Origin of the sequence: Herbiconiux sp. A18JL235 (assembly GCF_040939305.1) — a bacterium.
GTDB lineage: Bacteria > Actinomycetota > Actinomycetes > Actinomycetales > Microbacteriaceae > Herbiconiux.
The window spans coordinates 2,738,057-2,763,006 of record NZ_CP162511.1 but is presented as its reverse complement, the minus strand read 5'-3'; the positions used below and the strand labels follow the sequence as shown (position 1 = coordinate 2,763,006).

The window sequence follows — 24,950 nt, the reverse complement described above, 5'->3', positions numbered from 1 at the left end:
GATGAGTGAAGCGAGGCCCGAGTGAACGTCGTCATCGACAATCTGCCGCTGTATCTCGAGGGATTCGGCCAGACCCTGTCGTTGCTGCTGCTCTCGGGCCTCGCGGCACTCGTCGTGGGCACGGTGGTGGCGGTGATGCGCATTTCGCCGGTGCCCACCCTCTCGGGTTTCGCCGCGGTCTACACCGAGCTGCTGCGCAACACGCCGCTCACACTGGTGCTGTTCTTCTGCGCGATCATCCTCCCCTACCTCGGGTCGGAGCTGCCCTACTTCTGGTGCGCCGTCATCGGCCTCACCGCCTATACCTCGCCGTTCGTCGCCGAGGCCCTGCGTTCGGGCGTCAACGGTGTGCCGATCGGTCAGGCCGAGGCGGCGCGGAGTCTCGGCCTCGGCTTCGGGCAGACGGTCACCATCGTCATCTTCCCCCAGGCCTTCCGCATGGTCATCCCGCCCCTCATCAACGTGATGATCGCGCTCACCAAGAACACCTCGGTGGCCGGAGCGTTCTTCGTGGCCGAGTTGTTCGGTGTCGGGCGCACGCTCGCCAACGCGAACGGCAACGCCGTGGTGGCGGTGCTCCTCGCGGTCGCGACCTTCTACCTCCTCATCACCATCCCGCTCGGCATCCTGGCCGGGCGGCTCGAGAAGAGATTCGCGGTGCAGCGATGAGCGTCTCCGTCCTGTTCGACGCCCCAGGGCCGAAGGCCCGCAGGCGTTCCCTCATCGCCTCGATCGTGGTGCTCGTGGTGCTCGTCGCCGTTCTCGGCTGGGGCCTGTTCACCCTGGCGCAGCCGCGGGAGTCGGGCGGCATCACGCTCCCCGGCTTCTTCGACGCCTCTCGCTGGGAGCCCCTCGTCACCGATCCCGAGTTCTGGGGGGCGGTGGGCCGCGGTCTCCTCAACACGCTGCAGGCCGCGGCGATCGCCGCCGTGATGGCGCTCGTCGTGGGCGTGCTCTTCGTGCTGCTGCGCACCTCGTCGCTCGCCGTGGTGCGCATCCCCGCCACCGTGGTGCTCGAGTTCTTCCGCGGCATGCCCGTGCTGCTGCTCATGCTCTTCATCCTGCTCGTGGGCTCGACCGGGGCGTTCTGGGCCGTGGTGCTCGGCCTCGGCCTCTACAACGGCGCGATCATCGGCGAAGCGCTCCGGGCCGGCATCGCGTCACTGCCCCGCGGTCAGCGAGAGGCAGGCCTCAGCGTCGGCCTCACCGCCTTGCAGACCCGGATGCTCATCGAGTTCCCGCAGGCGTTCCGGCAGATGCTTCCCATCGTGCTCGCCCAGCTCATCGTGCTGCTCAAAGACACCAGCCTCGGCTACATCGTCGGGTACAACGAACTCATCCGCACCACGATGAACAACCTCGGCAGCTACTACGGCAACCGCTTCCTGTTCACCCTGTTCGTCATCACGCTCATCATCTACCTCGCGGTGAACCTCACGCTCTCGGCGCTCACCCGGCGCTTCGCCCGCCGGCGACTGCGGCGCCCCGGGCGCATCGGCGGTGTCATCCCCAACGTCATACCGACCGAGGGTGGCGGCGCCGTCAACGCGACTCTGGTGACGAACGTCGACCCGGCTGACCGCACCACGGAGTAGCACCGCGTAAACTTGTGACTCGTGTCTGAACCCATCGCCATCACCGAGCAGGCGGTGAACGACGCGGTCGACGCGGCGCTCGCGGCCCTCGAGACCGCTTCCGATTCCGCGACACTGCGCCGCGTGCGCTCCGAGCACACCGGCGAGAGCTCTCCGCTCGCCGCGTTCAACGCCGCCATCAAGTCGCTGCCCGGCGACCAGAAGGCCGCCGCGGGCAAGCTCGTCGGCCAGGCCCGGGCCCGCGTCAATCAGGCGGTGGCCGCCCGCGAGCTCGACGTCGTCGCCCTCGAGGAGAGCGCCCGCCTCGCAGACGAGGCGGTCGACGTGACCGCCGTGCCGAGCCGGCGCCGCATCGGGGCCCGCCATCCGCTGTCCCTCCTCGGCGACCGCATCGCCGACATCTTCGTGGGCATGGGGTGGGAGGTCGCCGAGGGCCCCGAGGTCGAGAGCGAATGGTTCAACTTCGACGCGCTGAACTTCGACGCCGACCATCCCGCGCGCGCCATGCAGGACACCTTCTTCATCGACCCGCCCGAGTCGCACCTGGTGCTCCGCACCCACACCAGCCCGGTGCAGGTGCGGAGCCTGCTCGAGCGCGAGCTGCCGGTGTACGTCATCGCCCCGGGCCGGGTGTACCGCACCGACGAGCTCGACGCCACGCACACCCCCGTGTTCAGCCAGGTCGAGGGCATCGCCATCGACAAGGGTCTCACCATGGCGCACCTGCGCGGCACGCTCGAGCACTTCGCGCGGCAGATGTTCGGCGAGGGTGCGAAGATACGTCTGCGCCCGAACTACTTCCCGTTCACCGAGCCGAGCGCCGAGATGGACGTCTGGCAGCCGAACGCCAAGGGCGGGGCGCGCTGGGTCGAGTGGGGCGGATGCGGCATGGTGAACCCGAACGTGCTGCGGTCGGCAGGCATCGACCCCGACGAGTACTCCGGGTTCGCGTTCGGCATGGGCATCGAGCGCACCCTCCAGTTCCGCAACGACCTCAACGACATGCGCGACATGGTCGAGGGCGACGTGCGATTCTCCCAGCAGTTCGGAATGGTGGTCTAGTCATGCGTGTACCGATCAGCTGGCTCGCAGAGTACGTCGACGTCCCCGCCGACGCGTCGATCGCCGACATCCACGCGGCACTCGTGAAGGTGGGGCTCGAGGAGGAGGGGTCGCACGGCTTCGACGTCACCGGCCCGGTCGTCGTCGGGCAGGTGCTCTCCTTCGTCGAGGAGCCGCAGTCCAACGGCAAGACCATCAGGTGGTGCCAGGTGCGGGTGGCCCCTGAGGGGCAGCTCGCTGCCGACGGCGGTGCCGACGTGCGCGGCATCGTCTGCGGCGCGTCGAACTTCTTCGTGGGCGACAAGGTGGTGGTGACGCTTCCGGGCGCCGTGCTTCCCGGCGGTTTCGCCATCGCCGCGCGCAAGACCTACGGGCACGTCTCCGACGGCATGATCGCCTCGGCGCGCGAGCTCGGCCTCGGCGACGACCACGACGGCATCCTGCGACTCACCACGCTCGGTCTCGACCCCGAGGTGGGCACCGACGCGCTGGCGCTGCTCTCGCTCGACGACTCGGCCGTCGAGGTGAACGTCACCCCCGACCGCGGCTACGCCTTCTCCATCCGCGGCATCGCCCGCGAGTACGCCCACTCCACCGGTGCGGGCTTCCGCGACCCGGTCGATCGGGTCACGCCCGTCGCCGCCTCGGGTTTTCCGGTGGCGATCCATGACGAGGCGCCCATCCGCGGTCGCGTCGGCGCCACGGTGTTCGTGACGCGCACGGTGCGGGGCATCGACCCGACGGCGAAGTCACCCGCCTGGCTGGTCTCACGCCTGAAGCTCGCCGGCATCCGCTCGATCTCCCTCGTCGTCGACATCACGAACTACGTCATGCTCGAGTTCGGGCAGCCCATCCATGGGTACGACCTGGATGCGCTGCAGGGCGGCATCGTCGTGCGTCGCGCCACCGTGGGGGAGACCCTCGAGACCCTCGACGGAGTCACCCGCACGCTCGACCCCGAAGACCTGCTCATCACCGACGACCGCGGCCCCATCGGGCTCGCCGGTGTCATGGGCGGAGCCTCCACCGAGATCGGCGACGGCACGGTGAACGTGCTCATCGAGGCGGCGAACTTCGACCCGGTGTCGATCGCGCGCACCGCCAGGCGGCACAAGCTGCCGAGCGAGGCGTCCCGTCGCTTCGAGCGCGGTGTCGACCCGAAGGTCGCCCAGCCCGCTGCGGCCCGTGTGGTCGAGCTGCTCGAGACGCTCGCCGGGGGCACCGCCGACGGCCTCGGCTCGGTGCACCACGAGCACGCCGAGCCCGGCTCGATCATGCTGCCGTTCGGTTTCGTGCAGAAGCTCGTCGGGGTCGACTTCACGCCAGACGACATCGCCCGCTCGCTCGCCGAGATCGGCTCGACGGTCGAGGAGAACGCGGGGGGCTTCGAGGTGACGCCGCCGAGCTGGCGCCCCGACCTCATCGACAAGGCCTCGCTCGCCGAAGAGGTGGCGCGCATCGTCGGCTACGACCGCATCCCCTCGATCCTCCCGATCGCGCCGCCCGGGCGCGGGCTCACCCCCGCGCAGGTCACCCGCCGCCGCACCGCCGACGTGCTCGCCGCGGGCGGGCTGGTCGAGGTGCTCGCGTACCCGTTCCTCAGTGCGGAGCAGAATGTGCGGTTCGGCAGCCCCGACGAGGTCGAGGTGCCCGCCATCCGCGTGGCCAACCCGCTCGACAGTGAGGCGGCCCTCCTGCGCACCTCGCTCATCCCCGGGCTCATCGACATCGCGCGGCGCAACCTGTCGCGCGGCTTGACCGACCTGGCGCTGTTCGAGATCGGTCTCGTGTTCCTTCCCGAGGCCGACCGACGCTACGGGCAGGCCGAGCTGCCCGTCGGGGCCGCGCTGCCCGATGCCGCGCAGCTCGGCGAGCTGCACGAGGGCATCCCGCCGCAGCCTCGTCACGTGGCCGCGCTCGTGCTCGGCAACTCGGTCGACAAGCAGCCGGGCCAGCCCGCCGTTCCCGCCGGCATCGCCGATGTGCTCGACGTCGTGCGGCTGCTCGAGTCGGCACTCGCCGTCGCGCTGCGGGTCGCACCGGGTGCGCACAAGTCGATGCACCCTGGGCGCACGGCCGAGCTGTTCGTGGAGACCCCCGTAGGGGAGCGGAGCATCGGCTTCGCCGGCGAACTGCTGCCCGCGCTCACCAAGGAGCTCGACCTGCCCCGCGTGGTGGGCGTGCTCGAGCTCGACCTCGACGCTGTCATCGCCGCTGCCGGAACCGGCATCGACGTGGCGCCCATCAGCGGCTATCCAGCCGCGACGCAGGATCTCTCGCTGGTCGTGCCGGTCGACACGGTGGCAGGCGAGGTGCAGCGCGCCGTCGAAGAGGGTGCCGGCGAGTTGCTCGAGAGCATCCGTCTCGTCGACGACTACCGCGGCCAGGGTCTGCCCGACGCTGCGAAGTCGCTCACCTTCGCGCTGCGCTTCCGCGCGGCCGACCGAACGCTCACCGCCGCCGAGGCCTCGGAGGCGAAGCTGGCCGGCGCTGCGCGTGCGGCCGAGCTGTTCCAGGCGACGGTCAGGGAGTAGACCCGCAGCGGGGTGCCGCGGGAGCAGATCGCCCGCGGCACTCGCCGCCGGGCCTGAGCGATAGATTGGGAAGATGGTCTACACAGTCGCCATCGCCGGAGCCAGCGGATACGCGGGCGGCGAGATCCTGCGCCTCCTCGCCGCGCATCCGGAGTTCGAGGTGCGCACGGTCACGGCGAACAAGAACGCGGGCCAGCGTCTCATCGCTCTCCAGCCGCACCTGCGCAGCTACGCCGACCTGGTGCTCCAGGAGACGAGCGCTGAGACGCTGAGGGGCCACGACGTGGTCTTCCTCGCCCTCCCGCACGGCCATTCGGGGGCGCTCGCCGATGAGCTCGGCGATGCCAGCGTCGTCGTCGACTGCGGAGCCGACCATCGGCTCACGAGTGGTGAGGCCTGGGAGAGGTTCTACAAGTCCGAGTACCACGGTTCGTGGCCGTACGGACTCCCCGAGCTGGTGCTCGCCGACGGCGGCAAGCAGCGCGACCGGCTCGCGGGCGTCAACCGCATCGCCGTGCCCGGCTGCAACGTCACCGCGGTCAGCCTCGGCCTCGCGCCGGGCCTCCGGGCGGGAGTCATCCAGCCCGTCGACCTCGTCGCCGTGCTGGCGGTCGGCCCCTCGGGCGCGGGCAAGACGCTCCGCACCGATCTGCTCGCCAGCGAGCTGCTCGGCTCGGCCCACGCCTACGGAGTCGGCGGAGTGCACCGCCACGTCCCCGAGATCGTGCAGAACCTCACCGGCGCGGCGGGCGAGAAGGTGACCGTCTCGTTCACACCCGTGCTGGTGCCGATGTCGCGCGGCATCCTCGCCACCTCCACGGCCCGTCTCCAGCCCGGGGTGAGCGCCGCAGACGTGCGTTCGGCGTGGGAGCTCGCCTACGCCGACGAGCCCTTCGTGCACCTGATGCCCGAGGGTGCCTTCCCGCGGGTCGCCGACACGACGGGCGCGAACACGGCGGTCGTCGGGATCGCCGTCGACGAGGAGGCTGAGCGCGTCGTCACGGTCACCGCGCTCGACAACCTCGTGAAGGGCACCGCCGGCGCCGCCGTCCAGTCCACCAACCTCGCGCTCGGCCTGCCCGAGCAGCTCGGCCTCCCCGTGAACGGAGTCGCACCGTGAGCGTCACCCATCCCGCAGGCTTCCGCGCCTCAGGAGTCGTCGCCGGCCTGAAGTCCACCGGCGCCCGCGATCTCGCGCTCGTCGTCAACGACGGCCCGAGCAAGGCCGCCGCCGCGGTGTTCACTTCCAACCGGGCGAAGGCGAACCCCGTGCTCTGGTCGGAGAAGGTCATCGAAGACGGCCGAATCGACGCCGTCATCCTCAACTCCGGCGGAGCCAACTGCTTCACGGGCGCCTTCGGCTTCCAGACCACGCACGCCACCGCCGAGGCCGTCGCCGACGCGCTCGGCGTTGCCGCGGGCGACGTGCTGGTGTGCTCCACCGGGCTCATCGGGGTCGGCGACCAGAGCTTCCGCGACGCCATCCTCGACAACGTCCCCCCGGCGGTCGCCGCCCTCTCGGGCGAGCGCGACGGGGGTGCGGATGCGGCACTCGCCATCATGACCACCGACTCGAAGCCGAAGGAGTCGACGATCGAGTCGCGCGCCGGCTGGTCGATCGGCGGCATGGCCAAGGGAGCGGGGATGCTCGCACCGGGTCTCGCGACCATGCTCGTCGTCATCACCACCGACGCCGACCTCGACGCCGCCACCCTCGACCGGGCGCTCCGCGCCGCCACTCGCGTCACCTTCGACCGCGTCGATTCCGACGGCTGCATGTCGACCAACGACACCGTCACCCTGATGGCCTCCGGAGCATCCGGTGTCGCCGCCGACGAGGCGGAGTTCACCACGGCTCTCACCGCGCTCTGCCTCGACCTCGCCACCCAGCTGCAGCGCGATGCCGAGGGGGCGAGCCACGACATCGCGATCGAGGTGGTGAACGCCGCGAGCGAAGACGACGCGGTCGTCGTGGGCCGGGCCGTCTCGCGCAGCAACCTGCTGAAGGCCGCCATCTTCGGCAACGATCCCAACTGGGGCCGGGTGCTCGCGGCGCTCGGCACCACCGACGCCGAGTTCGATCCCTACCGCATCGACGTCTCGATGAACGGGGTGATGGTGTGCCGTGAGGGGGAGCCGGGAGACGACCGTGAGCTCGTCGATCTCACCCCGCGGGCCACGAGCATCCTCATCGACCTCAAGTCGGGCGACGCGACGGCCACCATCTACACCAACGACCTCACCCACGACTACGTGTACGAGAACAGCGCGTACGCCAGCTGATGCCCGAGTACACCGCACCCACCGCCGCCGACGCCGAGCTCGCGCACGTCAAGGCCAGCACGCTCATCGAGTCGCTGCCCTGGCTGAAGCGCTTCCACGGCCAGATCATCGTCGTGAAGTTCGGCGGCAACGCCATGGTCGACCCCGAGCTGCAGCGCACCTTCGCCGAAGACATCGTCTACCTGCGCTACGCCGGCATCCGCCCCGTCGTCGTGCACGGGGGCGGCCCGCAGATCTCCCGGATGCTCGATCGCCTCGGCATCGAGAGCGAGTTCCGGGGCGGCTACCGGGTCACGAGTCCCGAAGCCATGGACGTCGTGCGCATGGTGCTCACCGGTCAGATCAGCCGCGACATCGTGAGTCACATCAACGAGCACGGGCCCCTCGCGGCTGCGCTCTCGGGTGAGGACGCGGGGCTCTTCGAAGGGCGCAAGCGCGGGGTCGAGATCGACGGCGAGATGGTCGACCTCGGTCTCGTCGGCGACGTCGTGGGGGTGAACCCCGAGGGCGTGATGGCGCAGCTCGAGGCCGGGCGCATCCCCGTCGTCTCCTCCATCGCTCCCGACGTCGACCAGCCCGGGCAGGTGCTGAACGTCAACGCCGATGCGGCGGCAGCGGCGCTCGCCGTGGCACTCTCCGCCGCGAAGCTCGTCATCCTCACCGACGTGGCCGGTCTCTACAGCGACTGGCCGAACCGCGACTCGCTGGTCTCCGTCATCGACAGCGAGGAGCTGCGCGCCATGCTGCCCTCGCTCGAGTCGGGGATGATCCCCAAGATGTCGGCCTGTCTCGAGGCGGTCGACGGGGGAGTGGCGAAGGCCGCCATCATCGACGGCCGCGAGCCGCACTCCATCCTCCTCGAGGTCTTCACCCAGGGTGGTGTCGGCACCGAGGTCGTGCCGGCCGCCGCCCACTGAACCGAAAGGCGTCAACCCGTGACGGTCACCGCATCCGATTCGTGGCAGAGCCGCTTCGACACGCACATCATGCGCACGCTCGGCATGCCCTTGCGCCTGCTGGTGCGCGGCGAGGGCGCGTACGTCTGGGACGAAGAAGGCAAGGAGTACCTCGACTTCCTCGCCGGCATCGCCGTGAACTCGCTCGGCCACGCGCATCCGGTGTTCGTGAACGCCGTGTCGCAGCAGGCGGCGACCCTGGCGCACGTGTCGAACTACTTCTCGACGCCGCCCCAGCTCGAGCTCGCCGAGCGGCTCACCCGGCTGACCGGGGCCGGTGAGGGCGGTCGCGCCTACTTCTGCAACTCGGGGGCCGAAGCCAACGAGGCGGCGTTCAAGCTCGCGCGCCTGAACTCCACCGAGCGCCGTACCCGCATCATCGCGCTCGAGAACGGGTTCCACGGCCGCACCATGGGGGCGCTCGCCCTCACCGGCAAACCGGCGATGCGCGAGCCCTTCGAGCCGATGCCCGCGGGCGTCGAGCACATCGACACCACGATCGAGGCGCTCGACGCGGCGATCGACGACACCGTCGCCGCCCTCGTCATCGAGCCGATCAAGGGCGAGGCGGGTGTGCTCGGCCTGCCGGCCGGCTTCCTCAAGCGTGCCCGTGAGCTCACCGAGCGGCACGGGGTGCTGCTCGTGCTCGACGAGATCCAGACCGGCATCGGCCGCACGGGCGAGTGGTTCTCCTACATGCACGACGGGGTCACACCGGATGCGGTGACCCTCGCCAAGGGCATGGCCGGCGGGTTCCCCATCGGCTCGCTGGTGACCTTCGGCTGGGCCTCCGACCTGTTCTCGAAGGGCATGCACGGCTCCACCTTCGGCGGCAACCCGCTCGCCACGGCCACCGCGAACGCGGTGCTCACCGAGATCGAGACCGCGGGCTTGGTCGAGAACGCGGCCAGGCGCGGCCGCGAGGTGCGCGCAGTCATCAGCGAGATCGACTCCCCGCTCATCGGGGAGCTGCGCGGCCAGGGGCTGCTCATCGGCGTCGGGCTCACCGAGCCGGTCGCGGTCGAGCTCTCGAACGCCGCCCTCGACGCCGGGCTCATCATCAACGCCCCGAACGACTCGAGCCTGCGGCTGGCGCCGCCGCTCATCATCGGCGACGACGAGGTGCGCGAGTTCGGCAACCGTCTGCGCGCGGCGTTCGCCGCGGTCGACGGCGCCCGCTGACAGCCGCTGCCGCGGGCGGCATCGCTCGCTCGCGATCCGCTCCCGCTATCCTGATTGCTTCCCCCACGAACCAAGGTGACTCATGACCAGGCACTTCCTCCGCGACGACGACATCACCCCGGCCGAACAGGCCCACATCCTCGACCTCGCCGCCCGGCTGAAGCAGGACCGATTCGCCGCACGCCCGCTGGAGGGCCCGCAGACGGTGGCGGTCATCTTCGACAAGTCGTCGACCCGCACCCGGGTGTCGTTCGCCGTGGGCATCGCCGACCTGGGCGGCAGCCCGCTCATCATCTCCACCGCGGCCAGCCAGCTCGGCGGCAAGGAGACCGCCTCCGACACGGCCCGCGTGCTCGAGCGGCAGGTGGCCGCGATCGTCTGGCGCACCTACGCGCAGGCCGGTCTCGAAGAGATGGCGGCAGGAACGCGGGTGCCCGTCGTCAATGCGCTCTCCGACGACTTCCATCCCTGTCAGCTGCTCGCCGACTTCCTCACCATCCGCGAGCACCGCGGTGAACTGGCCGGCCTCACTGTCGCGTTCCTCGGCGACGGCGCGAGCAACATGGCGCAGTCGTACCTGCTCGCGGGCGCGACAGCGGGAATGCACGTGCGCATCGGGGCGCCCGCCCCCTACGCGCCGAGCGCATCCGTCGTCGCCGACGCCGAGAAGCGCGCCGCCGAGACGGGCGGATCGATCGCTGTGCTCACCTCGCCGACGGATGCGGTGGCCGGTGCCGACGTCGTGGTCACCGACACCTGGGTGTCGATGGGCAAGGAGGACGAGAAGGCCGCGCGGGTGAAGACCTTCGGGGGATACCAGGTCGACGAGGCCCTCATGGCAATGGCGAAGCCCGACGCGCTCTTCCTGCACTGCCTGCCGGCCGATCGCGGGTACGAGGTCGCGGCCGAGGTGATCGACGGGCCGCAGAGCGTCATCTGGGACGAGGCGGAGAACCGTCTGCACGCGCAGAAGGCGCTGCTGGTCTGGCTGTTCGAGCAGAACGACGCCGCCGCGGCAACGCCCGTTCGCAAGGCGGGCTTCTGATGAGCGGCGACGTCGCGAACCGGGCCGCCGAGGCCGGCGCGCTCTGGGGAGGTCGTTTTGCGGGGGGCCCGGCGCCTGAGCTCACCGAACTCAGCCGCTCGACGCACTTCGACTGGCAGCTCGCGCAGTACGACATCGAGGGGTCGCGCGCGCACGCGAACGCCTTGGCCCGAGCAGGCTACCTCGACTCGGCGGAGCTGGCCGGCATGCTCGAGGCCCTCGACTCGCTCTCGGCGGCCGTCGACGACGGGTCGTTCCGCCCCGAGGCGGGCGACGAAGACGTGCACTCGGCGCTCGAACGGGGGCTCATCGAGATCGCGGGAGCCGAGCTCGGCGGCAAGCTTCGCGCCGGCCGCAGCCGCAACGACCAGATCGCCACGCTCATCCGCATGCTCCTCCGCGACCACGCGGCGACCCTCACCGCTCTGCTGGTCGACCTCATCGACGCCGCCGCAGCGCAGGCCGACTCGACCTTCGGCGCCATCTTGCCCGGGCGCACGCACCTGCAACACGCGCAACCGGTGCTGCTCGCGCATCAGCTGCTCGCCCATTGCTGGCCGCTGGTGCGCGACATCGAGCGCCTGCGCGACTGGGATGCGCGGGCCGACGCCTCGCCCTACGGCTCGGGGGCGCTCGCCGGCAACACGCTGGGGCTCGACGCCGAGCTGGTGGCGCGCGACCTCGGCTTCGCGCGGGGTGTCGAGAACTCCATCGACGGAACCTCGTCGCGCGACATCGTCGCCGAGTTCGCCTTCGTCACGGCCCAGATCGGCATCGACCTCTCCCGCTTCGCCGAGGAGATCATCATCTGGAACACCAAGGAATTCGGCTTCGTCACGCTGTCCGACTCGTACTCCACGGGCTCGTCGATCATGCCGCAGAAGAAGAACCCCGACATCGCCGAGCTCGCGCGCGGCAAGGCCGGGCGCCTGATCGGCAACCTCACCGGCCTCCTCGCCACCCTCAAGGGCCTGCCCCTGGCGTACAACCGAGACCTGCAGGAGGACAAGGAGCCCGTCTTCGACTCGATCACGACGCTCGAGGTGCTGCTGCCGGCGTTCACCGGCATGGTGGCGACCCTCACCTTCCACACCGAGCGCATGGCCGAGCTCGCACCCCAGGGGTTCTCGCTGGCGACGGATGTGGCGGAGTGGCTCGTGAAGCAGCACGTCACCTTCCGCGACGCCCACGAGATCACCGGTGAACTCGTGCGCTTCGCCGAGGAGAACGGGCTCGAGCTCGACCAGCTGAGCGACGAGCAGTACCGTGCGATCTCCCCGCACCTCACGCCTGAGGTGCGCAGCGTGCTCACCATCGAGGGCTCGGTCGCGAGTCGCGACGGTTCGGGAGGCACCGCCGGGGTGCGGGTGCGCGAGCAGCTCGCCGCGCTCACCGAGCGGGTGCGTGCTCTCGTCTCCGACCAGGATGCGGTGGGCGGCGGTGTGCGATGACGAACGGTCACGATGGTTCGAAGAACGGCAAGCCCGAGCGCGATCCCGGTGACCCGGGGTTCTGGCGCCGCCCGCTCTCGGGTCGCGTGGTGTGGATCCTCATCGCGGCAGCCGCCTTGGTGATCGTCGCGGCGGTCGTCGTCAGCACCTCGCTGGGCGTGAAGCTGTTCTGAGCATCTGCCCGCCCGCATGATCGACTTCTCGGCCGACGCGCTCGAGGTGGCGCCGCTCCTCCTCGACGCGGTGCTCACCCACGAGTCCCCGGCCGGCCCGGTCTCGGTGCGCATCTCCGAAGTGGAGGCGTACCTCGGGGAGGGAGTCGACCCGGGCTCGCACGCCTTCCGCGGGAAGACCCGCCGAGTCGCCTCGATGTACGGAGCACCAGGACACCTCTACGCGTACTTCACCTACGGCATGCACGTCTGCGCGAACGTGGTGTGCTCGCCCGAGGGTGAGGCATCAGCGGTGCTGCTCCGCGGGGGAGAGGTGATCGACGGTCTCGACCTCGCACGTTCGCGGAGACCGACGGCCAAGTCCGACCGCGATCTCGCGCGCGGACCGGCGAACCTCGTGCGCGCCCTCGGCATCGCGATGACCGACGACGGCGCGTCGCTGGTCGCGTCGCCCTTCGCCCTTCGGGTGCCGGCGCAGGCGCCGGCCGGGGCCGTCGTTCGCACTCTTCGCACGGGGGTCGGCGGCGACGGCGGAGGAGTGCCGTTCGACTGGCGCTTCCACCTGGAGGGCGACCCGACGGTGTCGGCCTACAAGAAGCATCCGAAGGCCTGAAGCACGGAAATGAGGCGCGACACGCCCGGGATGCACGGTGATTTGCAGGGTCTCGAAATCTCCGCGTAATGTAATCCCTCGTCACCCCACAGGTGCGGAAAAAGCGGAAGAGCTTGCCGGCCTCAAGTGGAGACCACCACTCCTAGAAATAACCTGAATCGGCCTGTCGTTCAGACACCGTTCACCGTTATGCTAGGTTGGAGAAGTTGCCCGGAACGGCGGCCTGACGGCTTGGTTTCGGTGCGTCCGATCCTTGAGAACTCAACAGCGTGCACAATGTCAAATGCCAAATACCCGTTGGCTGGCCTTTTTGGTTGGCTACGGATTCCTTTGGAAAACATTTAGAACAACAAAGCAAGTCAGTAATGATTTGTTCTGTCAGTTTCGAACTTGCAGCATGGTTTCAACCTATTCCGGTTGGTCGTGTTGCGCGTAATCATTTACGGAGAGTTTGATCCTGGCTCAGGACGAACGCTGGCGGCGTGCTTAACACATGCAAGTCGAACGGTGAAGCAGGAGCTTGCTCTTGTGGATCAGTGGCGAACGGGTGAGTAACACGTGAGTAACCTGCCCTTGACTCTGGGATAAGCGTTGGAAACGACGTCTAATACTGGATACGAACCGCAACCGCATGGTTAGTGGTTGGAAAGATTTTTTGGTCAAGGATGGACTCGCGGCCTATCAGCTTGTTGGTGAGGTAATGGCTCACCAAGGCGACGACGGGTAGCCGGCCTGAGAGGGTGACCGGCCACACTGGGACTGAGACACGGCCCAGACTCCTACGGGAGGCAGCAGTGGGGAATATTGCACAATGGGCGCAAGCCTGATGCAGCAACGCCGCGTGAGGGATGACGGCCTTCGGGTTGTAAACCTCTTTTAGTAGGGAAGAAGCGAAAGTGACGGTACCTGCAGAAAAAGCACCGGCTAACTACGTGCCAGCAGCCGCGGTAATACGTAGGGTGCAAGCGTTGTCCGGAATTATTGGGCGTAAAGAGCTCGTAGGCGGTTTGTCGCGTCTGCTGTGAAAACTGGAGGCTCAACCTCCAGCCTGCAGTGGGTACGGGCAGACTAGAGTGCGGTAGGGGAGATTGGAATTCCTGGTGTAGCGGTGGAATGCGCAGATATCAGGAGGAACACCGATGGCGAAGGCAGATCTCTGGGCCGTAACTGACGCTGAGGAGCGAAAGCGTGGGGAGCGAACAGGATTAGATACCCTGGTAGTCCACGCCGTAAACGTTGGGAACTAGATGTGGGGGCCATTCCACGGTCTCCGTGTCGCAGCTAACGCATTAAGTTCCCCGCCTGGGGAGTACGGCCGCAAGGCTAAAACTCAAAGGAATTGACGGGGGCCCGCACAAGCGGCGGAGCATGCGGATTAATTCGATGCAACGCGAAGAACCTTACCAAGGCTTGACATACACGAGAACGGGCCAGAAATGGTCAACTCTTTGGACACTCGTGAACAGGTGGTGCATGGTTGTCGTCAGCTCGTGTCGTGAGATGTTGGGTTAAGTCCCGCAACGAGCGCAACCCTCGTTCTATGTTGCCAGCACGTGATGGTGGGAACTCATAGGAGACTGCCGGGGTCAACTCGGAGGAAGGTGGGGATGACGTCAAATCATCATGCCCCTTATGTCTTGGGCTTCACGCATGCTACAATGGCCGGTACAAAGGGCTGCGATACCGTAAGGTGGAGCGAATCCCAAAAAGCCGGTCTCAGTTCGGATTGAGGTCTGCAACTCGACCTCATGAAGTCGGAGTCGCTAGTAATCGTGAATCAGCAACGTCACGGTGAATACGTTCCCGGGCCTTGTACACACCGCCCGTCAAGTCATGAAAGTCGGTAACACCCGAAGCCGGTGGCCTAACCCTTGTGGAGGGAGCCGTCGAAGGTGGGATCGGTGATTAGGACTAAGTCGTAACAAGGTAGCCGTACCGGAAGGTGCGGCTGGATCACCTCCTTTCTAAGGAGCACTGGCAGCCCTTGTGGTTGTCCAGAGCCATGCAGAGGCGAATGTCCTCTGATGGAGCTCATGGGTGGAACATTGACATTGGTGCAGCAGGAACGGTGATTGTTTCAGTACGGCTCTTCGGAGTCTGGAACGGATGAGAGTCGGGATGGTTGTGCATGCACGCTGTTGGGTCCTGAGGGACCGGAACATTCGATCTTCGGGTCGGGTGGGCTGAACCTCTGGACCCTTTCCTTGTTTCCCCTTTTCGGGGTTGCGGGGGAGGGTACCGCCCGTACTTTGAGAACTACACAGTGGACGCGAGCATCTTAGATTCAGGCATTTATGTCTGGATCACAAAGATCGACAGCACTCTTTGAGTGCTGGTAGATCATTGGTCAATCTGCTCATCTTTATGGTGGGCCGATCGATTCAACTCATGTGATTTCAAGTTTCTAAGAGCAAACGGTGGATGCCTTGGCATCTGGAGCCGAAGAAGGACGTATAAATCTGCGATAAGCCTCGGGGAGCTGATAATAGAGCTGTGATCCGAGGATTTCCGAATGGGGAAACCCCGCCGGGCCCTTTGGGTGACCCGGTGACTCCCGCCTGAATATATAGGGCGGGTAGAGGGAACGTGGGGAAGTGAAACATCTCAGTACCCACAGGAAGAGAAAACAACAGTGATTCCGTGAGTAGTGGCGAGCGAAACCGGAAGAGGCTAAACCGATCATGTGTGAGAGCCGGCAGGCGTTGCATGGTCGGGGTTGTGGGACTTTTCTGCTGTTACTGCCGTACAGCGAACGTTACAGCGCATTATAGGCGAACGGCATTGAAAGGCCGGTCATAGAGGGTGCCAACCCCGTAGCCGAAATGGTGCAATGGCGTGAAGAGTATCCCAAGTAGCACGGGGCCCGAGAAATCCCGTGTGAATCTGTCAGGACCACCTGATAAGCCTAAATACTCCCAGATGACCGATAGCGGACAAGTACCGTGAGGGAAAGGTGAAAAGTACCCCGGGAGGGGAGTGAAATAGTACCTGAAACCGTTTGCTTACAAACCGTTGGAGCACCCTTGTTGGTGTGACAGCGTGCCTTTTGAAGAATGAGCCTGCGAGTTAGTGATCAGTGGCGAGGTTAACCCGTGTGGGGTAGCCGTAGCGAAAGCGAGTCTTAAGAGGGCGAATGAGTCGCTGGTTCTAGACCCGAAGCGAAGTGATCTATCCATGGCCAGGTTGAAGCGACGGTAAGACGTCGTGGAGGACCGAACCCACTTCAGTTGAAAATGGAGGGGATGAGCTGTGGATAGGGGTGAAAGGCCAATCAAACTTCGTGATAGCTGGTTCTCTCCGAAATGCATTTAGGTGCAGCGTTGCGTGTTTCTTGCCGGAGGTAGAGCTACTGGATAGCCGATGGGCCCCAAAAGGTTACTGACGTTAGCCAAACTCCGAATGCCGGTAAGTGAGAGCGCAGCAGTGAGACGGTGGGGGATAAGCTTCATCGTCGAGAGGGAAACAACCCAGACCACCGAATAAGGTCCCTAAGCGCGTGCTAAGTGGGAAAGGATGTGGAGTTGCACAGACAACCAGGAGGTTGGCTTAGAAGCAGCCACCCTTGAAAGAGTGCGTAATAGCTCACTGGTCAAGTGATTCCGCGCCGACAATGTAACGGGGCTCAAGCACGCCACCGAATTCGTGGCATTCGCACTAGTGACAGGCCTTCGTGGTCCAGTCGTGTGGATGGGTAGGAGAGCGTCGTGTGGGCAGTGAAGCGGCGGTGGAAACCAGCCGTGGAGGCCACACGAGTGAGAATGCAGGCATGAGTAGCGAAAGACGGGTGAGAAACCCGTCCTCCGAAAGACCAAGGGTTCCAGGGCCAGGTTAATCCGCCCTGGGTAAGTCGGGACCTAAGGCGAGGCCGACAGGCGTAGTCGATGGACAACGGGTTGATATTCCCGTACTGACGAAAAACCGCCCAAGCCAATCCAGTAGTGCTAAGAGTCCTAACCCGGACAGATGGATCCCTTCGGGGTGAAGCAGTCCGGTCTAACGCTCGAACCCGTCTGGTGCGGTTAGCGTATTAACAGGTGTGACGCAGGAAGGTAGCTGAGCCGGGCGATGGTTGTCCCGGTCTAAGAATGTAGGCCGAGAGATAGGCAAATCCGTCTCTCATACAGGCTGAGACTCGATGGGTAGTCCTCACGGACGAAATCAGTGATCCTATGCTGCCAAGAAAAGCATCGACGCGAGGTTTTAGTCACCCGTACCCCAAACCGACTCAGGTGGTCAGGTAGAGAATACCAAGGAGATCGAGAGAATCGTGGTTAAGGAACTCGGCAAAATGCCCCCGTAACTTCGGGAGAAGGGGGGCCGGACGCGTGAAGGGATTCACTCCTGGAGCGTTGAAGGCCGCAGAGACCAGTGGGAAGCGACTGTTTACTAAAAACACAGGTCCGTGCCAAGTCGCAAGACGATGTATACGGACTGACGCCTGCCCGGTGCTGGAAGGTTAAGAGGAACGGTTAGCCGCAAGGCGAAGCTGAGAATTTAAGCCCCAGTAAACGGCGGTGGTAACTATAACCATCCTAAGGTAGCGAAATTCCTTGTCGGGTAAGTTCCGACCTGCACGAATGGCGTAACGACTTCCCAGCTGTCTCAACCGCGAACTCGGCGAAATTGCACTACGAGTAAAGATGCTCGTTACGCGCAGCAGGACGGAAAGACCCCGTGACCTTTACTACAGCTTGGTATTGGTGTTCGGTGTGGCTTGTGTAGGATAGGTGGGAGACGGTGAAGCTCGGACGCTAGTTCGGGTGGAGTCATTGTTGAAATACCACTCTGGTCACTCTGGATATCTAACTACGGACCCTGATCGGGTCCTGGGACAGTGCCTGGTGGGTAGTTTAACTGGGGCGGTTGCCTCCTAAAGAGTAACGGAGGCGCCCAAAGGTTCCCTCAATCTGGTTGGCAATCAGATGGCGAGTGTAAGTGCACAAGGGAGCTTGACTGTGAGACTGACAAGTCGAGCAGGGACGAAAGTCGGGACTAGTGATCCGGCAGTGGCTTGTGGAAGCGCTGTCGCTCAACGGATAAAAGGTACCTCGGGGATAACAGGCTGATCTTGCCCAAGAGTCCATATCGACGGCATGGTTTGGCACCTCGATGTCGGCTCGTCGCATCCTGGGGCTGGAGTAGGTCCCAAGGGTTGGGCTGTTCGCCCATTAAAGCGGTACGCGAGCTGGGTTTAGAACGTCGTGAGACAGTTCGGTCCCTATCCGCTGCGCGCGTAGGAAATTTGAAAGGATCTGACCCTAGTACGAGAGGACCGGGTTGGACGAACCTCTGGTGTGTCAGTTGTTCCGCCAGGAGCACCGCTGATTAGCTACGTTCGGGATGGATAACCGCTGAAAGCATCTAAGCGGGAAGCCGGCCTTGAGATGAGATTTCCATACCTTCGGGTGAGAGGCTCCCAGCTAGACTACTGGGTTGATAGGCAGGATGTGGAAGCGAGGACGAAAGACTCGTGGAGCTGACCTGTACTAATAAGCCGATAACTTGATAAATCACTACTCACATGCATGTTGTAAGGCTGGCATGTGGGGCCTGATGCTCGCGTCTACTGAGTGGTTCTCGATGTACGGTCGAGAACCCAACACCAACACCACGTGTTGGACTGTTGAAACCTATACATCAATAGTGTTTCGGCGGCCATAGCGAGAGGGAAACGCCCGGTCCCATTCCGAACCCGGAAGCTAAGACTCTCAGCGCCGATGGTACTGCAAGGGGGACCTTGTGGGAGAGTAGGACACCGCCGGACTTCTTTGTAAGATGGCCACCCGATTTCTCGGGTGGCCATTTTGCGTTAAGTCCGAGAAACTAGCAGGCTGCCGAATGAAGATCCTGAGGAGTTCTGTCGTGACTGATGCCGATGACGAGAAGCGTCGTCCTGAACGAGGTGACCGTGGTGCCTCGCAGCCGTCGCGACCCCATGGCAATCGCCCGGTGCGATCGAACTCCGACAAGCGGCCGTTCACGCCGCGTCGCGACTCGAGCTCGCGCCCTGATCAGGGGTCGGGCGGACGCCGGGACGACGGCAAAGGCCGCCCGCAGCGCGACGGTTACGCTCCTCGCGACGGGCGTCCCTCACGCGACGGCCGCCCGCAGCGCGATGGCTACCAGGGTCGCGACGGCCGCCCCCAGCGCGAGGGCTACGCGCCGCGCGAAGGGCGCCAGTCGCGTGACGATCGCCCTCAGCGCGACGGCCATCCGCAGCGCGACGGCTACGCGCCACGCGACGGGCGTCGGTCGCGAGATGATCGCCCTCAGCGCGACGGTCGTCCGCAGCGCGACGGCTACGCGCCGCGCGATGGTCGCCAGTCGCGCGATGGTCGTCCGCAGCGCGACGGTGACGGGTCGCGCGAGGGTCGCCCGCAGCGCGATGGTCACCAGGGTCGCGACGGCCGCCCGCAGCGTGAGGGTTATCCCAGTAGGGACGGGCGATCCTCGCGGGAAGGCCGGCCCCAGCGTGACGGTCGACCGCAGCGTGACGGGCGGGGCGGCCCGGGGGAGCGACGGTTGTGGACCAAGGACGGCAAGCCCGCCCGTGGCGATAAGGACGCGTCGCGGTTCGAACGTCCGCAGCTGACCGAGGAAGAGCTGCGCGCGCGCGAGCTCCGCATGGTGCGCAATCGTCACGACGATCCGCTCCTTCCCGACGACGTGACGCCTCGCGACCTCGACAAGGTCGCACGGAACGAACTGAAGACACTCAACAAGGAGAACGCCGAAGACGTGGCCCGTCATCTCGTGATGGCGAGCCGGCTCATCGAGACCGACCCCGAAGAGGCGCACCAGCACGCGATCTCGGCGTCGCGCCGGGCGGGTCGTATCGGCGTCGTGCGCGAGACCCTTGCGATAACGGCCTACGCCACGGGCGACTACGCCCTGGCGCTCCGGGAGTTGCGCACCTACCGGCGCATCTCGGGCTCGAACGAACAGCTCGCGCTCATGATCGACAGCGAGCGTGGCATGGGGCGCCCCGAGCGTGGCCTCGAGGAGGGTCGCGCGGTCGACCGATCCACCCTCTCCGTGCCGGCACAGGTCGCCGTGGCGATCGCGATGTCGGGAGCGCGTCTCGATCTCGGTCAGGCCGAGGCGGCGCTGACCGAGCTCGAGATCCCTCAGCTGAACCCCGACGTGGCGTTCTCCTACAGCACCGAACTGTTCGACGCCTATGCCGAGGTGCTGGAGGAGCTCGGCCGCGAGGAGGAGTCGGCGGCCTGGCGCACCCGTGCCCGCATCGCCGACGAGGCGGTGAACGGTGGCGACGACGACGTCATCGAGGTGTTCGACGAGGAAGAGGACGATGGGGCTGTTCACGAAGAAGAATGACGCGCAGGGAGCAACGCCGCTCGACGGCGTCGACGCGGTGCTGGCCGACCTCGACGGAGTCGTCTACCAAGGGCCCGATCCCATTCCGCACGCTGTCGACTCGTTGCTCCGTGCGAGCTCGGAGGGCCTGCGGGTGGGCTACATCACGAACAACGCGTCGCGCACCGATGCGCAGGTCGCCGAGCATCTCTCCGGCTTCGGCCTGCAGGTGGCGCCGCGCGACGTCGTCACCTCGCCCCAGGCGGCGATGCGCCTCATGTCGACCCTGATCGACCCCGGTGCGACGGTGCTGGTCGTCGGCGGCGTCGGCCTGGTCTCGGAGGTGGAGAAGGCTGGTTTCGTCGTCACGCGCTCGGTCGACGACGGCCCCGCCGCCGTCGTGCAGGGCTTCGCGCCCGAGGTGGGGTGGACCCAGCTCGCCGAGGCGAGCTTCGCGCTCCACGACCCCGCCGTGCACTGGGTCGCCACGAACACCGACTGGACCATCCCCGTCGCCCGTGGCATCGCGCCGGGCAACGGCACCCTCGTGTCGGCCGTGCACACCGCCGTCGGCCGCCTGCCCGTCGTCGCCGGAAAGCCTGAGACCCCCATCTTCGAGGTCGCCAAGGAGCGCTTCGGGGCGTCGAACGCCGCCTTCATCGGCGATCGACTCGACACCGACACGATGGGGGCGAAGCGCGCGGGGCTCCGCGCCATCCACGTTCTCACCGGCATCGATCGGGCGAAGCAACTGCTCGCGGCAGCCAAGGGGCAGCGCCCCGACTTCATCGTCGACGACCTGAGGGGACTGTTCGAGCCCTACCCGGCCACAACGGTATCGAAAGACGGAAGCGAGACGAAGGTCGGGTCGTCGGTCGTGCGCATGCAGGGCCACGTCGTGCGAGTGGCCAAGGCGGGCGATTCGGCGACCGATCTGGTGCGTGCGGGCAGCGCAGCGATCTGGAACTCCGGGCTGTCGATCCACGCGCTCGACGTCGACCCGGCGATCTACAGCTGACGCGCCTCCGGGAGACGGAGACCGTGACCGTGCGCCGGCGGCCGGGCCGGCTGTCGGATGCGCGGGGTACGCTGGAATGGTGAACCACGACGACCACGACGACGCTCTCCTCCCGCGGTTGCGGGTGATCGAGGAGCAGCCCCTCGGGGCCAGGGCCGAGGCCTACGCGCAGGTTCACGACGAGCTCACCAGGCGGCTCGAGGGCGGTGACTCCGTGGCTGCGGCGACGGTGCCGGGCGATCAGGGAGCCCATGCCTGAAGCACGTCTCGATGCAGCGGTCGCCGCACTCGGACTCGCGCGGTCGCGCACCCACGCGGCACGACTGATCGCCAACGGCTACGTGCGTGTCGACGGCGAGCCGGTGGTGAAAGCGTCGTTCGCGGTGCGTGAGGGCCAGCTCGTCTCGGTCGATGCCGTCGACCGCTATGTCAGCCGAGGTGCCAACAAGCTCCTCGCCGCCCTGGAGGCGTTCGACGGTGTGCGCGTCGAGGGGCGACTCGCGCTCGATGCAGGTGCCTCGACCGGCGGGTTCACACAGGTGCTGCTCGAGCGGGGCGCGCGGCAGGTCATCGCCGCCGACGTCGGCCATGGCCAGCTCGACCCGATCATCGCTCGAGACGACCGCGTGGTGCAGGTCGAGGGTTTCAATCTCCGTTACGCCACCCCCGAGACGCTCGCGGGCGCATCCGGTGTGGAGGAGGCGCCCGAGCTGGTCGTCGCCGACCTCTCGTTCATCCCGCTCGCCCTCGTGCTGCCGGCGCTCCAGGCGGTGGCGACACCCGAGGCCGATTTCGTGCTGCTCGTGAAACCGCAGTTCGAGGTGGGGCGCACCGGTGTGAAAGAAGGGATCGTCAGAGATCCGGCCCTCCGCGCCGATGCCGTAGCCTCTGTGCTCTGGGCGGCCTTTGACCTCGGGTTGTCCACAGCCGGCCTGATCCGCTCGCCGATCGCGGGAAATGCAGGCAATCTTGAGTACCTCGTCTGGCTCGACCGGCGAGTGGGAACGCATCCGACAGAATGGCTGGAGCGAGTGACCGAGATGACAGGAGCCTGAGCGTGTCTGCTGAGCGATACATGCTCGTGGTGCTGCACACCGGCCGCCGAGACTCCGTGGAGGCTGCCGAGAGCGTGTGCCGGCAGCTTCGGGCGGCGGGAGTCCGTCCCGTGCTCGCCCCCTTCGACTCCGACGACGACGCCGAGGTGCTTGGCGAGCTGGGCGAGGTGGAGACCCTCGGCCGCGGCGTCTCGGTGCACGACCTCGAGCTCGTGATCGTGCTGGGCGGCGACGGCACCATCCTCCGCGCCGCCGAGGTGGTGCGCGGCTCGGCCGTGCCGTTGCTCGGCGTGAACCTCGGGCACGTCGGGTTCCTCGCCGAGAGCGATCGCGAAGATCTCACCGAGACGGTGAACCGCGCACTCGCGCGCGACTACGAGGTCGAGGAACGCATGACGCTCTCGGTGCGGGTGAAGGTGGGCGAGGAGGTCGTCTACGAGACCTGGGCGCTCAACGAGGCCACCGTCGAGAAGGCGAGCCGGGAGCGGATGCTCGAGGTCGTCGTCGAGGTCGACGGTCGCCCGCTGTCGAGCTTCGGCTGCGACGGAGTGGTGATGTCGACCCCCACGGGCTCCACCGCCTACTCCTTCTCAGCAGGCGGCCCCGTGGTCTGGCCGAGCCTCGACGCCCTGCTCCTCGTGCCGCTCAGCCCCCACGCGCTGTTCGCCCGCCCTCTCGTGGTCGGCCCCGATTCGGCACTCGCCGTCGAGGTGCTCGACCGCACACAGGGCGGAGCGGTGCTGTGGAGCGACGGCCGCCGGATGTGGGACCTGCCGAAGCGGGCCCGCGTGGTCGTGAGGCGGTCCCCGGTGCCGGTGAAGCTCGCCCGCCTGCACCAGGCACCGTTCACCGACCGGCTGGTGCGCAAGTTCAACCTGCCCGTCAACGGGTGGAGAGGCCCCATCGACAGTGATTGAAGAACTCTCCATCAGAGACCTCGGCGTCATCGGCGAGGCAGTTCTGCCGCTCGGCCCCGGCTTCACCGCGGTGACCGGTGAGACCGGCGCGGGCAAGACCATGGTGGTCTCGGCCCTCGGGCTGCTGTTCGGCGAACGCTCCGATTCCGGCGCCGTGCGCAGCGGGGCGGCTCAGGCCTGGATCGAAGGACGCATCCTCGTGCCCCGCGACGGCGTCGTGGCCGAGCGGGTGCGCGAAGCCGGAGGAGACGTCGACGACCAGGTCGCCGAGGGGCCGGCCGAGGTCATCCTGTCGCGGTCGGTGTCTGCCGAGGGGCGGGGGCGAGCCGTGGTCGGGGGACGTTCGGCCCCCATCAGCGTGCTCTCCGAGCTCGGCGACGCGCTCGTCGTGGTGCACGGTCAGAGCGATCAGCTGCGGCTGAAGAGCCAATCGGCCCAGCGCAGCGCGCTCGACAGCTACGGCGGCCGAGAGCTCGCCGACCTGCTCGCCGAGTACCGCACCCTGTTCTCGTCGTGGCAGGGTCACACCGCCGAGATCGAGGCGCTCGTCAGCGAACGCAGCGCCCGTCTGCGAGAGGCCGAGCAGCTGCGGGCCGCCATCGACGAGATCGCCGCGGTGGCACCGGTCGCGGGCGAAGACACCGAGCTGGCCGACCTCGCCGGTCGCCTCACGAATCTCGAAGACCTGAGGCTCGCCGCCGCCGAGGCGAAGGAGTCGATCTCGAGCGAGAGCGGCGAGGGGCCCGACACCATCGGGCTCATCGACTCCGCGCGCCGCAGCCTCGAGCGGGTCGCGCACCACGACCAAGCGCTCGCTCCGATCGTCTCGGCGCTCGCCGAGGCGAGCTTCCTCGTCTCCGACCTCTCGACCCAGCTGGCGAGCTACGCGGCCACCCTCGAGACCGACGAGGTGGGCGAGCTCGACCGGGTGCAGGAGCGCCGGGCCGACCTCGGAGCGCTCACTCGCAAGTACGGCCCCGAGCTCGGCGACGTGATCGCGTTCGCCGCCGAGGCCGAGCCGCGGCTGCTCGAACTCGACTCCGACTCCGACCGCATCGACGAGCTCACCGCGCTGGTCGACGACGAATTCACCGAGCTCGGGCGGCTCGCCGAACGCCTCACCGTGCTGCGACGCTCGGCAGGCGAGGCGCTCTCCGAGCAGGTCACCCGCGAGCTCGCCGCGCTCGCGATGCCGAACGCCCGCTTCGTCGTCGAGGTGCTGCCGCGCGAAGAGCTCGCGAGCTCTGGTGGAGACACGGTGCAGTTCCTGCTCCGCCCGCACGAGGGCAGCGAGCCCCGTCCGCTCAACAAGGGGGCCTCGGGCGGTGAACTCTCCCGCGTCATGCTCGCCATCGAGGTGGTGCTCGCGGCCGCCGACCCGGTTCCCACCTTCGTCTTCGACGAGGTCGACTCGGGTGTGGGTGGCGCGTCGGCCATCGAGATCGGGCGCCGGCTCGCCGCTCTGGCCGCGACCTCGCAGGTGATCGTCGTCACCCACCTCGCGCAGGTCGCCGCCTTCGCCACCAACCACCTGCGTATCGAGAAAGACCTCGACGCCCCGGTGACCGCGAGCAACATCGTTCCGCTCTCGGGCGAGGAGCGCCTCGCCGAGATGGCGAGGCTGCTCTCCGGGCTCCCCGACTCCGAGTCAGGGCTCGCCCACGCCGCAGAACTGCTCGAGACGGCGCGGGCGCTCGCTGTGCCACACTGATAGCCAGCTGAGAAGCGTCGGCTTCCGGCCCGGGGTGG

19 protein-coding genes and 3 rRNA genes are annotated in these 24,950 nt (G+C 66.8%); 21 read left to right on the top strand and 1 reads right to left on the bottom strand.

The genetic code is table 11. From position 1 onward, the window contains the following. Positions 1–21: 21 nt before the first annotated feature. From ABFY20_RS12910 to rrf, 15 genes are all read left to right on the top strand, one after another. Positions 22–669, top strand: a complete 648-nt coding sequence (locus tag ABFY20_RS12910; protein ID WP_368496649.1) for an amino acid ABC transporter permease — start codon at positions 22–24, stop codon at positions 667–669. Continuing rightward, positions 666–1,595, top strand: coding sequence for an ABC transporter permease subunit (locus tag ABFY20_RS12905; protein WP_368496648.1), 930 nt, complete (start codon positions 666–668; stop codon positions 1,593–1,595). The genes ABFY20_RS12910 and ABFY20_RS12905 overlap by 4 nt, the downstream gene beginning before the upstream one ends. 21 nt (positions 1,596–1,616) lie before the next feature. Beyond that, positions 1,617–2,657, top strand: coding sequence for a phenylalanine--tRNA ligase subunit alpha (gene pheS, locus ABFY20_RS12900; protein ID WP_368496647.1), 1,041 nt, complete (start codon positions 1,617–1,619; stop codon positions 2,655–2,657). A 2-nt stretch (positions 2,658–2,659) separates the two neighbouring features. Then, on the top strand, positions 2,660–5,191 hold the full coding sequence (gene pheT, locus ABFY20_RS12895) for a phenylalanine--tRNA ligase subunit beta (RefSeq protein ID WP_368496646.1): 2,532 nt from the start codon (positions 2,660–2,662) through the stop codon (positions 5,189–5,191). 73 nt (positions 5,192–5,264) lie between these two features. Beyond that, on the top strand, positions 5,265–6,311 hold the full coding sequence (gene argC, locus ABFY20_RS12890; RefSeq protein WP_368496645.1) for an N-acetyl-gamma-glutamyl-phosphate reductase: 1,047 nt from the start codon (positions 5,265–5,267) through the stop codon (positions 6,309–6,311). Continuing rightward, a complete protein-coding gene (gene argJ / locus ABFY20_RS12885) occupies positions 6,308–7,474 on the top strand; it encodes a bifunctional glutamate N-acetyltransferase/amino-acid acetyltransferase ArgJ (RefSeq protein ID WP_368496644.1) in 1,167 nt (388 codons plus the stop codon). Before argC ends, argJ begins: the two co-directional genes overlap by 4 nt. Beyond that, positions 7,474–8,391 carry an acetylglutamate kinase gene (gene argB / locus ABFY20_RS12880; RefSeq protein ID WP_368496643.1) on the top strand — a complete coding sequence of 306 codons (918 nt, stop codon included), beginning with the start codon at positions 7,474–7,476 and terminating at the stop codon, positions 8,389–8,391. Before argJ ends, argB begins: the two co-directional genes overlap by 1 nt. An 18-nt stretch (positions 8,392–8,409) precedes the next feature. Continuing rightward, complete coding sequence (locus ABFY20_RS12875) at positions 8,410–9,612, top strand: acetylornithine transaminase (protein WP_368496642.1); 1,203 nt, start codon at positions 8,410–8,412, stop codon at positions 9,610–9,612. A gap of 82 nt (positions 9,613–9,694) precedes the next feature. Beyond that, positions 9,695–10,657, top strand: coding sequence for an ornithine carbamoyltransferase (gene argF, locus ABFY20_RS12870; protein ID WP_368496641.1), 963 nt, complete (start codon positions 9,695–9,697; stop codon positions 10,655–10,657). Beyond that, complete coding sequence (gene argH, locus ABFY20_RS12865; RefSeq protein ID WP_368496640.1) at positions 10,657–12,108, top strand: argininosuccinate lyase; 1,452 nt, start codon at positions 10,657–10,659, stop codon at positions 12,106–12,108. The genes argF and argH overlap by 1 nt, the downstream gene beginning before the upstream one ends. Beyond that, complete coding sequence (locus tag ABFY20_RS12860) at positions 12,105–12,281, top strand: hypothetical protein (RefSeq protein WP_368496639.1); 177 nt, start codon at positions 12,105–12,107, stop codon at positions 12,279–12,281. The genes argH and ABFY20_RS12860 overlap by 4 nt, the downstream gene beginning before the upstream one ends. 16 nt (positions 12,282–12,297) lie before the next feature. Further along, a complete protein-coding gene (locus ABFY20_RS12855) occupies positions 12,298–12,894 on the top strand; it encodes a DNA-3-methyladenine glycosylase (protein ID WP_368496638.1) in 597 nt (198 codons plus the stop codon). A gap of 439 nt (positions 12,895–13,333) precedes the next feature. Further along, positions 13,334–14,858 (top strand): 16S ribosomal RNA (locus ABFY20_RS12850). Positions 14,859–15,288: 430 nt separating this feature from the next. Continuing rightward, a 23S ribosomal RNA gene (locus ABFY20_RS12845) occupies positions 15,289–18,404 on the top strand. A gap of 137 nt (positions 18,405–18,541) precedes the next feature. Then, positions 18,542–18,658 (top strand): 5S ribosomal RNA (rrf, locus tag ABFY20_RS12840). Together the 16S, 23S and 5S rRNA genes form the textbook arrangement of a ribosomal RNA operon. A 326-nt stretch (positions 18,659–18,984) precedes the next feature. Here the strand turns inward: rrf and ABFY20_RS12835 are convergent. Continuing rightward, positions 18,985–19,536, bottom strand: a complete 552-nt coding sequence (locus tag ABFY20_RS12835) for a hypothetical protein (RefSeq protein ID WP_368496637.1) — start codon at positions 19,534–19,536, stop codon at positions 18,985–18,987. On the opposite strand from ABFY20_RS12835, the gene ABFY20_RS12830 reads away from it, so the two are divergent. From ABFY20_RS12830 to recN, 6 genes are all read left to right on the top strand, one after another. Beyond that, positions 19,519–20,232, top strand: a complete 714-nt coding sequence (locus tag ABFY20_RS12830) for a hypothetical protein (RefSeq protein WP_368496636.1) — start codon at positions 19,519–19,521, stop codon at positions 20,230–20,232. The two genes, ABFY20_RS12835 and ABFY20_RS12830, sit on opposite strands and share 18 nt — an antisense overlap. Then, entirely contained in the window at positions 20,207–21,229 is a 1,023-nt protein-coding gene (locus ABFY20_RS12825) for an HAD-IIA family hydrolase (RefSeq protein WP_368496635.1), read from the top strand. Before ABFY20_RS12830 ends, ABFY20_RS12825 begins: the two co-directional genes overlap by 26 nt. A 79-nt stretch (positions 21,230–21,308) precedes the next feature. Continuing rightward, positions 21,309–21,488: a hypothetical protein gene (locus ABFY20_RS12820; RefSeq protein WP_368496634.1), complete on the top strand. Its 180-nt coding sequence runs from the start codon at positions 21,309–21,311 to the stop codon at positions 21,486–21,488. Then, positions 21,481–22,284: a TlyA family RNA methyltransferase gene (locus ABFY20_RS12815; RefSeq protein WP_368496633.1), complete on the top strand. Its 804-nt coding sequence runs from the start codon at positions 21,481–21,483 to the stop codon at positions 22,282–22,284. Before ABFY20_RS12820 ends, ABFY20_RS12815 begins: the two co-directional genes overlap by 8 nt. Beyond that, positions 22,248–23,201, top strand: a complete 954-nt coding sequence (locus tag ABFY20_RS12810; RefSeq protein ID WP_368496632.1) for an NAD kinase — start codon at positions 22,248–22,250, stop codon at positions 23,199–23,201. The genes ABFY20_RS12815 and ABFY20_RS12810 overlap by 37 nt, the downstream gene beginning before the upstream one ends. Further along, positions 23,194–24,912 carry a DNA repair protein RecN gene (gene recN, locus ABFY20_RS12805; protein WP_368496631.1) on the top strand — a complete coding sequence of 573 codons (1,719 nt, stop codon included), beginning with the start codon at positions 23,194–23,196 and terminating at the stop codon, positions 24,910–24,912. The genes ABFY20_RS12810 and recN overlap by 8 nt, the downstream gene beginning before the upstream one ends. Positions 24,913–24,950 lie beyond the last annotated feature (38 nt).